The sequence below is a fragment of the Thermoproteus uzoniensis 768-20 genome, assembly GCF_000193375.1.
GTDB lineage: Archaea > Thermoproteota > Thermoprotei > Thermoproteales > Thermoproteaceae > Thermoproteus > Thermoproteus uzoniensis_A.
Map to the genome: position 1 here is coordinate 678,245 of NC_015315.1, position 12,636 is coordinate 690,880.

Here is a 12,636-nt window from a genome sequence, read left to right on the forward strand (position 1 = left end):
TATAGAGACTGTGAGGAAGGTGGTGGCCGGCAGGGAGTACAGAAAAGTGGTGGACCTCGCGAGGAAGATCGCTAGGGTAGCGGAGGACCCCTAATCACCTCTGCAACAGCTTCTTGAGCACGTAGGGCAGTATACCGCCGTGTTTTATGTACTCCACCTCGGCCCAAGTGTATACGGCGGCTCTCGCCTTGATCTCGTCGACGCGCCCGTCCTTTCTGTGGATCCTCACGACCACCTCCTTGCCGGGCGCCAGATCCTCGAGGCCCATCACGTCTATGGTCTCGGACCCGTCGAGCTTCAACGAGTCGACCGTGACGCCCTGCGGGAGCTGTATCGGCACTATCCCCACCATGGTGAGGTTGGAGCGGTGTATCCTCTCGAAGCTCTCCGCTATCACCGCCTTTATGCCCAACAGCTTAGGCCCCTTGGCGGCCCAGTCCCTGCTGGAGCCCGCGCCGTAGGTCTTGCCGGCCAGTATCACCAGCGGCGTGCCCTCCTGCTTGTACTTCTCGGCGGCTTCGAAGACCGTCATCTTGACGCCCTCCGGGTACTTTATGGTGTAGCCGCCCTCGAGGCCTCCGCCCATCTTGTTGGTGTAGCCCTTGCTCCAGAAAGTGCCCCTCACCATCACCATCCAGTTGCCTCTCCTGGCGCCGAAGGTGTTGAAGTCCTTAGGTTGCACCCCCATCGACTCCAGGAACTTGCCGGCCGGGCTGTCCTTGGGGATCGAGCCCGCGGGCGATATGTGGTCGGTGGTTATGCTGTCGCCCAGTATCAGGAGAGGCCTGGCGTTGATTATGTCGCCGGAGATCGGCTTGCCCTCGAAGAGAGGCGACGGCTGTATGTAGGTGTCGTCGGGCCTCCACGGGTAGAGATCCCCTGAAGGTGCCTTGAGCTCGCCCCACTCGGGCACGAGCTCGCCGATCTTCGAGTACTTCTCCACGTACACTTTCGGGTCCATGGCCTTCGACACAGCCTCGTTGACCTCCTCCGGCGCGGGCCATATGTCCTTCAGATAGACGGGCTTTCCGCCCTTCCCGTACCCGACAGGCTCCTTGGAGAGGTCCTTCCAGACGGAGCCCGCCAGCGCGTAGGCGACGACGAGCGGAGGCGAGGCTAGGTAGGCGGCCCTAATGTCGGGGTGCACCCTCCCCTCGAAGTTGCGGTTGCCCGAAAGGACCGCGGCCGCCATTATGTCGGCCTCCCTAATGGCCTTGGAGACGGGCTCGGGCAACGGGCCGGAGTTGCCTATACAGGTAGTGCAGCCGTACGCCACCACGTGGAAGCCCAGCTTCTCGAGGTACTGGAGCACCCCCGCCCTCCTCAAGATCTCCTCGACGGCGCGGGAGCCCGGAGCGAAGCTCGTCTTGACGTAGGGAGGCACCTCGAGGCCCGCCTCGACGGCCTTTTTGGCCAGGAGGCCCGCCGCCACGAGCAGATAGGGGTTGGAGGTGTTGGTGCAGCTGGTTATGGCCGCTATGGCCACGTCGCCGTCGCCGAACTCCACCTTCCTCCCGCCTATCTCTATCTCCACCGCCTTCCTCTTATCCCTCTTCTTCCTCTGGGCGAGGAACTCCACGAAGCTCTTCGGCACGTCGGCGAGGCTCCTCCTCTGCCACGGGAGGGTCGGCCCGGCCGCCGACGGCTCGACCGCCGATAGGTCGAAGTCCACGACTTGGCTGTACTCGGCTCCCTCCACTCCGCCGAAGACTCCCTGCTCCTCGTAGTACCTCTTCACCAAGGCCACGAGGTCCTCCGGCCTGCCCGTCGCCGCCAGGTAGTCCAGCGTGTTTCCGTCCACGGGGAACAGACCCACCGTGGAGCCGTACTCGGGCGCCATGTTCGCTATGGTGGCTCTATCGGGGACGGAGAGCTTGCGCACGCCCTCGCCGAAGAACTCCACGAAGGCGTCCACGACGTTCACCTTCCTCAAGGCCTCTGTCACCGCGAGCACTATGTCGGTGGCCGTCACGCCGGGCTTGGGTTCGCCGTACATCCTGACCCCGACGACTCTCGGCACCCTTATGGTTATCGGCTCTCCGAGCATGGCGGCCTCGGCCTCCACCCCGCCGACGCCCCAGCCCACGACGCCGAGCCCGTTTATCATCGTGGTGTGGCTGTCCATCCCCACCAAGGTCTCGAAGAAGGCCGTGTCGCCCTCGGTCCAGACCACCTTGGCGAGGTACTCCAGATTCACCTGGTGGATTATGCCGGTGCCGGGCGGGAAGACGCGGAAGTTCTTGAAGGCGTTTTGGGCCCACTTGAGGAAGATATACCTCTCCCTATTCCTCTCTATCTCTAGGCGTATGTTCATGGAGAGGGCTTGCGGGGAGGCCCAGTAGTCGACTTGCACCGAGTGATCTACGATCAAGTCGACGGGGACGCGGGGGTTGACGACCTTTGGATCGGCCCCGGACTTGACAGCTATGTCCCTCATCGTGGCGAGGTCCACCACTGCCGGCACGCCGGTGTAGTCCTGCATCACAACTCTCGTCACCTTCAACGCCACCTCGCCCTCGGGGTTCTTGGGATTCCAGCGGGCCAGCGCCTCGAGGTGTTCCTGCCCTATATCCCTCCCGTCGAAGTTGCGGAGCACGTTCTCCAAAAGGACCCTTATGCTGTACGGGAGCCTCTCGACGTCGTAGCCCTCGGCCTCCAGCGCCTTGACTCTATAGAACTTGTACGACCTCGCGCCGACCGACAACTTGGCCTCGGCCTTTGTATAAGGCATAGGTAGGCCCCATGCCTATATTTTTAACTTATCTTTTCTCTATCCGCCCCAACTCTTTTCGACGGACCGCCGGCGTCCGACAGCTATATTTAGGAGGCCGCGTCTCTCCATGGACTTCTCAAGCCTTGTGGAGAAGGCGTCTAGGTCGGTGGTCGGGGTAGTCACTAAGGTGTCCGACGTCTGGGGCCTGGAGGAGGGGCGGTCCTTCGGCACCGCCTTCTCGGCCGGCGGCGGCCTCTTCCTAACCGCCTTCCACGTAGTGGCCGGGGCCGACTCGGTCTTGTTGGTGACGCCCGAGGGCGAGATCGCTGAGGCGCGCCCAATCGCCGGAGATCCCAACGACGATTTGGCCCTCCTGGCGTCCGACCTCTCGGTGCCGGCGATCCCGCTCGGCTCGGCCTTGAGGCTCAAGGTCGGCGAGCCCGTCCTCGCCCTGGGCTATCCCCTGGCCATGTTGGATAGGCCCACGGCGACGTTCGGGATAGTCAGCGCCGTCGGGCGGAGCCTGAGCGTGGGCGATAGGGTCTTCGAGTTCTTGATACAGACAGACGCCGCTATAAACCCCGGCAACTCGGGCGGCCCCCTGATAAACTCGGACGGGGAGGCCGTCGGCGTCAACTCGTCCATCATAGCTGGGGCGCAGGGCATAGGCTTCGCGGTCCCCATAGATCTAGCCAAGGTCATGATAGACATAGTGAAGAGGTACGGGCGGTACGTGAGGCCGGCGCTCGGCGTCTACGTGGCCGCGGTGAACAAGGCGATGGCGGCCGTCTACAGGCTACCGACGGACAAAGGCCTCTTAGTGGCGGCGGTCCAGCCGGGCTCGTACGCCGACGAGGTTGGGCTGAGGCGCGGCGATATAATCATCGCAGTCGACGGCAAGCCCGTGGAGAACGTATTCCAGCTTAGGCTCGCGGTCTCCGAGGCCTTCGCGGAGGGCAGGACGCCGAGGCTGAGGATAATCAGAGGGGGGAAGCGCTTGGACCTCTAGGCGCCCGGTCAAGCTTTTAACCTCGGCCTCCCATATACCTATGTCGGTCTGCGACGTCTTCAAGGCGCTCGACCTAGCGGCTAGGCGGGGCGAGGCGGCGGTCGTGGTCAAGGTCTTCGACGGCAAGAGGGCGTATGTGGACGCCGTCGTCGACGGGAGGCCTCTCCTGGGCCTCGCGCCCGACGCGGTGGTGCAGGCGGTCAAGGGGCTGAGGCCGGGCGAGAGGGCCGAGTTGAGGATCGGCGAGATGTCGGTCTCGGCCGAGGCCTTGTTGGTCAGGCCGACGATAATAGTCGTGGGCTTCGGCGAGGTGGCGCGCCGCTTGTCGGAGATAGCCGCCGCTGCCGGGTACTACGTGGCCGCCGTGGGCCACGAGGCGAGGGGCGCCTTCTACAGAGGCGATCTGCCCGACCTGGAGAAGCTGGTCTCGGAGGGCTCCATCGTCGTCGTGGCGAACGAGGGGGGCCACCCCAGCGACGTGGACGTGGTGGAGGCGGCTATCAGGCGGGGCGCAGGCTACGTGGCGCTTCTCGCCAGCCAGAGGAGGGCCGCTCTGGTCATCAAGGAGCTCGAGAGGAGGGGGCTCTCCGGAGAGGCCGTGAGGTCGAGGCTTAGGTCGCCCGCCGGCCTCGACATAGGGGCGAAGACGGCAGGCGAGATAGCGGTCAGCATATTGGCAGAGGTGGTGATGTACCTACGCGGAGGCACGGGGAGGCCCATGAGGGAGGTCAAGGACCCCTACAGAGTCGTGGAGGAGGTCGCTGGCGAGGACCTCTCGCGGTACAGATGCGAGTGGAGGCCCCCGCCGACAGCCTAGGCGAGCTCTATCGACGTAACAAGTCGGGCGCGTCGGCCTTGCGAGGCGGTCTGGCAAGCGCTGTCGCCTGGATTTCGCATACTTGATGAGGCCGGCAGTTTACGTCGGCCGTGATAGGCCTCCGTATCCACTGCCTATATATGTCTGGGCCGCTGGCTGGGCATGGATCCGAGGCGCAACGTCTGGGTCAAGATAATTAGGGAAAAGGCCCAGAAAGACTTCGAGGAGGCCTAACGCCTTCCGATAGCCATTTCCAGGAGGGCTCTGTGGAACGCCGACGTGGTGAGCTCCGGATGGAACTCCGTGGCCGACATGCGGCCCTCCTGCGCGGTACAGCTTGTCTGTCTTGGGATGCTCCGCGTAAGGGCCTGGCCGAGCCCCAAGCCCTAGCGACAGCGGGGCTCTAATGAACACGGCCTTTATAGCGCCGAATCCCTCCACGTCGAGATCAGCCTCGTAGGAATCCTTCTGTCTGCCGAAATCACGACAGCTATGTCCATTACGCCGAGGATGGGCTGGCCCGTCTTGCCGACGATAGGACCCCCCGCTTCTTTCGCCGTAAATATAGCGCCCGCACGAGCGCCCAAGGCGGGAGGCCTCGAGCTGTGGCCGCGCCCAACTTCTCCGGGCGCGGGTTTGTCAGACAGCCTCCAGCTCTCTTATGAGCTGGACCTCGACCTCCTCCCCCTCGTCGTAGCCCTCTCTATTCTCGGGGACGACGAGGATGGCGTTTCCCCTAGTGAGCGTGGAGAGGACCCCGCTACCCGTCACGGCGAGGGGCTCCACGTACACCTTGCCCTCCTTGACGTACGCCCTCACCCTGGCGTAGGTCCTCACGTTTATCGGGGTTGTTATACGCCGGGTCAGAACCCCCCTCACGGTCGGCTGGGGCTCCGGCCTCCCGCCGACCATCTTCAGGATAGCCGGCCTCGCGAAGATCTCGAACCCCACTACGGCGGCGACGGGGAAGCCAGACAGCACTATCACCGGCTTGCCCCCGACTACGGCCGCCCCGTTGGGCCTGCCGGGCCTGACCGCTATCCCCCTCACGTAGAAGTCGGCGATTGAGGAAACCGCCTTGTGGGTCGCGTCGGGCCCCCCGACGGAGGCGCCGCCTGTTGTGGCCACTATGTCGAAGCCCGAGAGGGCCCTCTCCAAGGCCCTCCTTATGGCCTCCTCGTCGTCGGGGACTAGGCCCAGATACTCGGCGTCGGCCCCCGCCTCGCGGAATAGGCCGATCAAGGCGAACCTCGTCGAGTTCACCACTTTGCCGGGCGGCGGGGCGCCGCCGGACACCTCCTCGACCTCTACCAGCTCGTCCCCCGTCGATATCACGGCCGCCCTGACTAGGTAGATAGGGACCCGCGACATGCCGAGCGACGCGAGCACGCCGAGGTCCCAAGGCCGGAGCCTCGTCCCCGCCTTGAGGACCAGCTCGCCCTTTGAGAGGTCCTCCCCCCTCCTCGATACGTAGTAGTAGCGGGGCACCGGGCGGTATATCTCCACCGCCCCTCCCCTCTCGGCCGCCTCCTCGTAGGGGACCACCGCGTCCGCGCCCTCCGGCAACGGGGCGCCCGTCGCGATCTCCACAGCCTCCCCCTCCCTCACCACGCCCTCGAACGGCCTCCCGGGGCCTGCCCGTCCGACAACCTTGAGGACGACGGGGTTAGTCCTCGTGGCGCCGAGCGTGTCGATGGACCTCACGGCGTATCCGTCGAAGGCCGCGCGGTCGAACGGAGGAACGTCGACGTCGGCGATGATATCCCTAGCCAGATATCTGCCGAGGGCCTCCCCCAACGGCACCTCGACAACCGGAGGCTTGTGGGACAGCTTGGACAAGAACTCCGCGACGGCCTTGTCGGCCGGGGTCAAGCTCTTGAAGCCCCGAGACACGTCGAGTCGGCGATCGACCTATAAAACAGTAAGCCCCAAGGTCCGGCCGCGCCTGGGCCGAGACTCCAACACAGACACAACCGACCTCTGCCGCCCTTTCCTTAGATACCCGCCGCGCCTTTAAGCGCCCCTCCTAGAGGCTTGGCGCCTCGGTATTTATATAATGGGTAGGTTAGGCCATGTGCTCGATCGGCGGCGTGTTGATCTTCGGGGATCTGGATCGGGAAAGGGCCGCCGCGATAGAGGCGAAGCTCAGGGCTATAGCCGAGGCGGCTACAGAGAGGGGCAGGGACAGCTTCGGCATCGCCGTTCTGGACAGATCGGGATCGTATAGGGTCTACAAGGACAGGAGGCCGGCGCCGGAGGCGCTCAAGGACATGCCCGAAATGGTCGGCGTGGACGCCGTCGCCGCTATCTTCAACAACAGGGCGGAGCCCACGACAGAGCATGTGGAGAGGAAGACCGAGGACGACATACAGCCCATGTTGGGCGAGAGGATCGCGGTCACTCACAACGGCACTATCGCCAACGACGTGGAGCTGGAGAGGAGGTATGGGCTGAGGCGGAGGTCCAGAATAGACACGGCGGTGTTGCCGCCGCTCCTCGAGAAGGTGTGGGACGGATCCCTCGAGGGGTTGCAGCGAATCTTGAGGGACGAGGTCGTGGGGAGCTACGCCCTCGCCGTGCTCGACTCGGCGAGGCCCGGCAGGCTCTGGCTCGCCGCCAACTTCCGCCCCCTCTACTATATGTGGGACCGGCAACTCAACGCCCTATTCTTCGCGAGCTCCGACGCGTATCTACAAGGCGACGTGGCGCCTTGGGACGGCAACTACGTCAAGAGGCTGGAGCCCTACACCGTTGTGGAGGTCGGCGTCGACAAGACCTGGAGATCGGCCAGTCTGTGGAAGGCCGACGCGGAGCCCGGCAGGCGGAGGAGGGCCCTCGTTGTGGCCAGCGGAGGGCTCGACTCCACGACGGCGGCGGCCGCCCTCTTGAGGCAGGGCTACGAGGTGGCGCTCCTCCACTTCAACTACAGACACGTGGCAGAGGATCCCGAGAGGAGGGCCGTGAGGGAGATATCGAAGGCTCTGGGGACGCCTCTCATAGAGGTCGACATGGACTTCTTCAAGCTGGCCGGCCGCTCCCCCCTCCTCGGCGAGGGCGAGATAAACAGAGTCGACATGGGGCGCGAGGGGGCGGAGTTCGCCCACGAGTGGGTCCCCGCGAGGAATTTCGTCTTCATAGCGCTCGCCGTCGCGTTGGCGGAGGCCTGGGGCTACGACTACGTGGCGTTGGGCATAAACATGGAGGAGGCCGGCGCGTATCCCGACAACGAGATGGAGCTCGTCCGCCTGCTGAACCAAGCGCTCCCCTATGCAACGGGCCCCCAGAGGAGGGTCCAGCTGTTGATGCCGGTGGGCGGCCTCGTCAAGCACGAGATAGTGAGGCTCGGGCTGGAGGTGGGCGCCCCGTTGCACCTCACCTGGAGCTGTTACGACAAGGGGCCCAAACACTGCGGCCGTTGCGGCCCCTGCTATATGAGGCGCCTCGCCTTCAAGATAAACGGCGTGAGGGACCCCGTCGAGTACGACCTGCCGCCCGAGACCGAGGAGGAGTTCTGGCGCGGGACGAGGCCCTACGTCTGGCGTCCGCCCGAGAGGAGAGGCTAGCCCTCGGCCAACTCCCTCAACTCGCCCAGCCTGTACTTCTTGAGCAGAGCCGCGAGTATCCTCGCGGCCTCCTCAGGCCTCAGCCCCTCGGCCTCCGCGGCCCTCCTAACCTCGCCTATGAGAGTCTGGATCCAGCCGTCGCCTCCGCCGTAGCCGTACTGCGCTGCGTAGACCTCGTAGGCTATCTGGGAGAGCCCGTCGGCCTCCTTGTTCGCCTCGCGGGGCACCCACTCCACGCTCCACCGGGCGAAGCCGGCGAGGAGCGCCTCGACTTCGTCCTTCAGCTCCATAAGTTTGAGGGAGTTTACCGCCCATTCCCCCTTGATCTGCCTAACCACGAGCTGGCTATCGCCCCGTATCTCCACCTCGTCGCATCCCAGCTCCTTGGCCCGCCTCAACGCCTCGCGCAGGGCGACGTACTCCGCCACGTTGTTGGTGCATCCGTCGCCGTGGCAAGCCACGCCGTAGCCCCTATCCAGCCTTCTGCCGCCCTCGTCGTAGATCACGTAGCCGTATGTGCCCAGCCCGCCGGGATTGACTGGCTCGCACGCCCCGTCGAAATACACGGCGCATCTCACGTCGTGGAGTCCGTCCGGGTTTTTAGCCTTGTCGTCGGCCTACACGAGCTCGACGTCTCTGTCGGACCTGTATATAGCCTTCCTCTCCACGGTGAAGGCGAGTAGTTTAGACGCGCTTATCAAGCCGGCGACGCCCCCTCCGGCTAGGCCCGCCAGCGCCACAGTCTCCAGTAAACGTTGGTTGTGGACTGCCACAAAGGCCGCCGGGCTCACGGCGGCTCCGAACAGCCCGAGCAAGGCGGCCCCCAACACAATCGACAGCGCAATGGCCGCCGAGGTCCCCCTGCCGGTGCGCGAGACGGGATACTCCATATAGACGACGTCCCCCTCCGCCGCGTCGACGACGGCCTCGTACTCCTTTCCGCCGTAGGCGTAGCGGAGCCTCCAGAAGGGGTAGTAGACTATTCCCTCGAACGTCGTCTTGTCGCTTATGGGCTTCTTAAACGCCGCGGCGTAGCTCCGGGCCTCTTTCTCGTAGGGCTTTGAGGCTGCGGCCCAAGCCGTCTCGGGATCTAGCTGGGGCTGGTGGAATACGGCGGTTCTCTCCAGCGAAGGCTTAAAGGGAATTCTCCACCGCGCCGGAAATCTGTAATCTCTCGGGACGTAAAACGGCGGCTTCTCCACCGCAAGCGCAGTCGCGTACGTGGCCAGCTCCTTCAGAGGCTCAAAATAGACATAGTAGAGATAGAGCGGAAGGAAGTGGAGCTCCGCCGACGTCAACGACGCCGACGAGGCCAGATCCTCCGGAGAGGCCCAAGGCCTTAGCGAAAGCGCTCTCTTAAACGCGTCGGTTTTGTCCAGAGATGCCTTGAATACGTAGACTTTCTCGTAGACCTGCCCTTGTCTGAGGACGGTGCCGCAGTAGGGGCAGACCAGATACTGCGCGCCTTCCGGCGCCTCGTACTCGGCCCCGCAGTAGGGACAACGGACCTTCATTTCACAGTCCTAACCTTCACCACATTCCTAGCGACGAGGTATCCCAAGACGCCGCCGGCGGCCACTATCCCGGCCCCTACGGCCCAGCTGTGGAGGAACGTTGCGCCGCCGAAGCCGCCTATGAGGCCGGCCGCGATTGTCGCCGCCGCGGCGTAGCCCAGCTTCTGCTCTAGGAAGACCGGCCTCGCCGCCGCTAGGGGCCTGCCGTCCCAGCCGGACAGGGCGAACGCGTAGAGCGATCCGTCGTAAACATACGGCACGACCCAGACAGGGATGTAGGTCACCGACGAGGCCTCGGCTCTCTCCACCTCGTAGTCGACCGTCTTGTCCAGCACCTTAGCGCTGGCGCCTGGATGGCCCACGGCGTCGGCCGCCCTCCTTTTGGCGTCTCTATCGACCTCGTCGAGCAGCCTATCCACGGCCTCCCTAAGCGCCACGGCGACAGCCCTCGACTTGCCGAACTCCGCGGCCAAAAACGCCTTGGACGTCCTGTAGCTCAAGGGTATCTCCTCCAGGGGAACCGCCTTGGGCATGGACTCCATGTACCGTTGGGCGAGCCTCTCCGCGGCTATGCCGCCGGCGCTCCTCCTAGCCATCACGGGGATAGTGCCGCCGTACTCGACCTGCCCCGACACGTTGACGGTCCTCGTCACCACCTCGGTCTGGGCCCTTCCCCCGACGTAGACCGTCCTCGTGTAGACCACCTCGACCCTCGCCCTGTACTTGGCCTTCAGGTTGGCGGAGACGAAGAAATAGGGGACGTAGTAGAGGTCCGGATCGCCGAATGTCAGCTTCTTGAACCTGAACCTCAGCTCTAAGCTCCTCCGCGCCGCCTCTACGGCGGCCTTGGCCGCCTCGTCGCTCTTTATGGCGGGCACGGCCACCGGATCGCCCAGCTCCTCCTTGGGGACGTCGCCGGCCACGAAGTTGGCCTTGCCGCAGTAGCTACACACTACGACGACAGAGTCGGGCGTGACGTCTAGCGGGGCCCCGCAGTAGGAGCATCTGAACTGGGTCTCCGACGCCACGGTCAACGCCCGCCGCGGCCGGCCACTAAGGCGAAGAGGCCGACCAACAACAAGGCCGCCCCGATCACCAGTAGCGGGGAGGCCGCGCCTCCCGCCGCCAGCGCGATGCCCGCCAGAGCCACAAAGCCTCCCCAGAGCGAGGCCCGCCTATCGCCGAGGGCTATATACAAGACGCCGAACGCGATCAGAGGGACGCCCGACGCGAGGTACGCCGAGAGGGGCACAAGCCTGAGAGACGCGGCGACGAGGTACGCGCCCTCGGCTATCACCGCCGCGGCGAGGGCGTATTCCTGCGCCCTCATGGCAGAGGAGTCCCGCAGTTCATGCAGAACTTGGCGTTCGGCGGGTTCCTGAACCCGCACTTGGGGCATATCTTCTCCTGAGGCAACTGCGCGCCGCAGTTCATGCAGAACTTAGCCCCGGGAGGATTCACGAAGCCGCATCTCGGGCAGACCACGCCTTGCTGTTGCTGGGCCAGCTGAGTCGACACTATGGTGGAGGGGGGCTGGCCGCCCCCGCCGCTCCCTCCTCCAGCCCCTCCGCCCGCCCCGCCTCCTCCGGCAGGCGCGCCTCCGGCGGCCCCTCCGCCTCCCGCAATCGGGCCGAACAGCGGCGGGATTATGGCTATGCCCGCCCCCACGGCGGCTCCAGGGCTTTTGCCCAGCTCCGCCGCCGCCTTTTCGACCGCCTCCATGCGCAGGTAGTCGGCCGCGCTGACGCCGGCCGCCCTTATGTAGAACAGCCTGTCGCGCCATATGGGGTCCGTGACGTCCAGCCCCTCGAACCTCAAGTCTATCAGCTCCAGACCCAGCCTCTTGAAATAGGGATCGAGCGCGTTCTTGAGGACGAAGGACGCCTGCTCCAGCGATTGGTATATTGTGAAGATGGACTGTTTGGAGAGCTCGGCCATAAGCGACTCGTTGAAGTAGCCTCTGAGGAACTGCTGGAGGTCCTCCGTAGTGTACACGCCCTGTCCCCCCACCACCTGGGTCACGAAGAGGGCCGGATCGGCGACGCGGAACCAGGCAGAGCCGTAGAACTGTATCGGCGCGAGCTCCACGGTCTGCCCCCTGCCGCCGAACGGGAGCTTGTACTGCTTAAGCGAGACGTATATGACCGTGGCGACGAACGGCGACTTCTCGAAGCCCGCTATTCTGCTCAACGCGGCGGTGAGCAGGGGCAGATTCATGGTGGTTAACGTGTGGCGTCCGGCGCGGAACACGTCGTATACCTTCCCGTCTCTGAAGAAGACGGCCGCCTGCCACTCCTCCACGACCAGCTGGGCGCCCCACTCGATCCTGTCGACGGGGTACCGCCAGATTATCTCGTCCTCCTTGGGGTTAACCCACTGTATGACCTGCGGCATGGCTACCTACCCCCGAAGAGCCTTTTCAAGAAGCCGCGGCCGCCCTCCCTCCCCTGCTCCGCCGTCTGGATCGCGCCGATCTGCCGGCCGGCGGCCTCGGCTTGTTGTCTCGTGTAGCCGGCGATGAAGTTGCTCCTCTCGTCTATTGCGGAGTCCAGCTGGGAGAGGGCCGAGGAGAGGGCTTGCAACTTCTGGATCCAGACGTCGGAGCCCGGCTGAGCCGCCGAGATCTCGTCGACGAGCTTCGCCACCTCGCCCGCCTTCTCCACCAGCGCCAGGTCCATCCTGTAGATCTCGTCGAGCGCCGCCTCGTCCACTTTGACCAAGTCGTAGAAGCCCGAGTAGCCCTCCGGGGCTTTGTCTATTCTCTGTATAACTCTGTCGAAGAGGGCCTTCGCCGAGTCCCATAGATATCTGGCGTCGGGGTTGGCCGCAACGGCTCTGGCGGCGGTGGGCGTGAGGACCATTTTGGCCTTCGCCGACGACAACACCGACGAGACGTGGCGCCTCACCAAGGCGTCCGACTCCCTCCTCAACTCCTTCTGTTTATAGCCGGCGTAGCCCGGTATATAGGAGGCTATCTTCTCTACGATGTTGGTGGTCAAACTCATGGGGGTATAGACCCC

11 protein-coding genes are annotated in these 12,636 nt (G+C 64.4%); 3 read left to right on the plus strand and 8 right to left on the minus strand.

The window, feature by feature from the left end; translation table 11 throughout:
- Positions 1-94: 94 nt before the first annotated feature.
- Positions 95-2,731 (minus strand): aconitate hydratase AcnA, encoded by a 2,637-nt coding sequence (gene acnA, locus TUZN_RS03750; RefSeq protein ID WP_013679605.1) that lies wholly within the window; start codon positions 2,729-2,731, stop codon positions 95-97.
- 109 nt (positions 2,732-2,840) lie between these two features.
- Between acnA and TUZN_RS03755 the strand changes: the two genes are divergently transcribed.
- Together TUZN_RS03755 and TUZN_RS03760 are read left to right on the plus strand one after the other, a co-directional pair.
- Positions 2,841-3,722 (plus strand): S1C family serine protease, encoded by an 882-nt coding sequence (locus TUZN_RS03755; RefSeq protein ID WP_013679606.1) that lies wholly within the window; start codon positions 2,841-2,843, stop codon positions 3,720-3,722.
- A gap of 40 nt (positions 3,723-3,762) precedes the next feature.
- Positions 3,763-4,539: an XdhC family protein gene (locus tag TUZN_RS03760; RefSeq protein WP_013679607.1), complete on the plus strand. Its 777-nt coding sequence runs from the start codon at positions 3,763-3,765 to the stop codon at positions 4,537-4,539.
- Positions 4,540-5,178: 639 nt separating this feature from the next.
- On the opposite strand, the gene TUZN_RS03765 is transcribed toward TUZN_RS03760, so the two are convergent.
- Positions 5,179-6,432, minus strand: a complete 1,254-nt coding sequence (locus TUZN_RS03765) for a molybdopterin molybdotransferase MoeA (RefSeq protein ID WP_013679608.1) — start codon at positions 6,430-6,432, stop codon at positions 5,179-5,181.
- Between the two features lie 179 nt (positions 6,433-6,611).
- On the opposite strand from TUZN_RS03765, the gene TUZN_RS03770 reads away from it, so the two are divergent.
- A complete protein-coding gene (locus TUZN_RS03770; protein ID WP_013679609.1) occupies positions 6,612-8,102 on the plus strand; it encodes a 7-cyano-7-deazaguanine synthase in 1,491 nt (496 codons plus the stop codon).
- Here TUZN_RS03770 and rnhA read toward each other — a convergent pair.
- Genes rnhA through TUZN_RS03800 form a run of 6 tightly spaced genes read right to left on the minus strand, consistent with a single transcriptional unit; the run spans position 8,099 to position 12,621 of the window.
- On the minus strand, positions 8,099-8,680 hold the full coding sequence (gene rnhA / locus TUZN_RS03775) for a ribonuclease HI (RefSeq protein WP_013679610.1): 582 nt from the start codon (positions 8,678-8,680) through the stop codon (positions 8,099-8,101). The genes TUZN_RS03770 and rnhA overlap by 4 nt on opposite strands.
- Before the next feature lie 39 nt (positions 8,681-8,719).
- A complete protein-coding gene (locus tag TUZN_RS03780) occupies positions 8,720-9,616 on the minus strand; it encodes a TFIIB-type zinc ribbon-containing protein (RefSeq protein ID WP_013679611.1) in 897 nt (298 codons plus the stop codon).
- Positions 9,613-10,644 carry a TFIIB-type zinc ribbon-containing protein gene (locus TUZN_RS03785; protein WP_013679612.1) on the minus strand — a complete coding sequence of 344 codons (1,032 nt, stop codon included), beginning with the start codon at positions 10,642-10,644 and terminating at the stop codon, positions 9,613-9,615. Before TUZN_RS03785 ends, TUZN_RS03780 begins: the two co-directional genes overlap by 4 nt.
- Before the next feature lie 2 nt (positions 10,645-10,646).
- Positions 10,647-10,946, minus strand: coding sequence for a hypothetical protein (locus TUZN_RS03790; RefSeq protein WP_013679613.1), 300 nt, complete (start codon positions 10,944-10,946; stop codon positions 10,647-10,649).
- Positions 10,943-12,010, minus strand: a complete 1,068-nt coding sequence (locus TUZN_RS03795; RefSeq protein ID WP_013679614.1) for an SPFH domain-containing protein — start codon at positions 12,008-12,010, stop codon at positions 10,943-10,945. The genes TUZN_RS03790 and TUZN_RS03795 overlap by 4 nt, the downstream gene beginning before the upstream one ends.
- A 2-nt stretch (positions 12,011-12,012) precedes the next feature.
- Positions 12,013-12,621, minus strand: coding sequence for a hypothetical protein (locus TUZN_RS03800; RefSeq protein WP_052886065.1), 609 nt, complete (start codon positions 12,619-12,621; stop codon positions 12,013-12,015).
- Between the last annotated feature and the right edge of the window lie 15 nt (positions 12,622-12,636).

What these genes read in the sequence shown, in the direction of transcription:
- TUZN_RS03760 (WP_013679607.1), top strand. Translation starts at nt 3,763, where the DNA reads ATGTCGGTCTGCGACGTCTTCAAGGCGCTCGACCTAGCGGCTAGGCGG.
- TUZN_RS03800 (WP_052886065.1), bottom strand. Translation starts at nt 12,621, where the DNA reads ATGAGTTTGACCACCAACATCGTAGAGAAGATAGCCTCCTATATACCG.
- acnA (WP_013679605.1), bottom strand. Translation starts at nt 2,731, where the DNA reads ATGCCTTATACAAAGGCCGAGGCCAAGTTGTCGGTCGGCGCGAGGTCG.
- TUZN_RS03755 (WP_013679606.1), top strand. Translation starts at nt 2,841, where the DNA reads ATGGACTTCTCAAGCCTTGTGGAGAAGGCGTCTAGGTCGGTGGTCGGG.
- TUZN_RS03795 (WP_013679614.1), bottom strand. Translation starts at nt 12,010, where the DNA reads ATGCCGCAGGTCATACAGTGGGTTAACCCCAAGGAGGACGAGATAATC.
- TUZN_RS03780 (WP_013679611.1), bottom strand. Translation starts at nt 9,616, where the DNA reads ATGAAGGTCCGTTGTCCCTACTGCGGGGCCGAGTACGAGGCGCCGGAA.
- TUZN_RS03790 (WP_013679613.1), bottom strand. Translation starts at nt 10,946, where the DNA reads ATGAGGGCGCAGGAATACGCCCTCGCCGCGGCGGTGATAGCCGAGGGC.
- TUZN_RS03770 (WP_013679609.1), top strand. Translation starts at nt 6,612, where the DNA reads ATGTGCTCGATCGGCGGCGTGTTGATCTTCGGGGATCTGGATCGGGAA.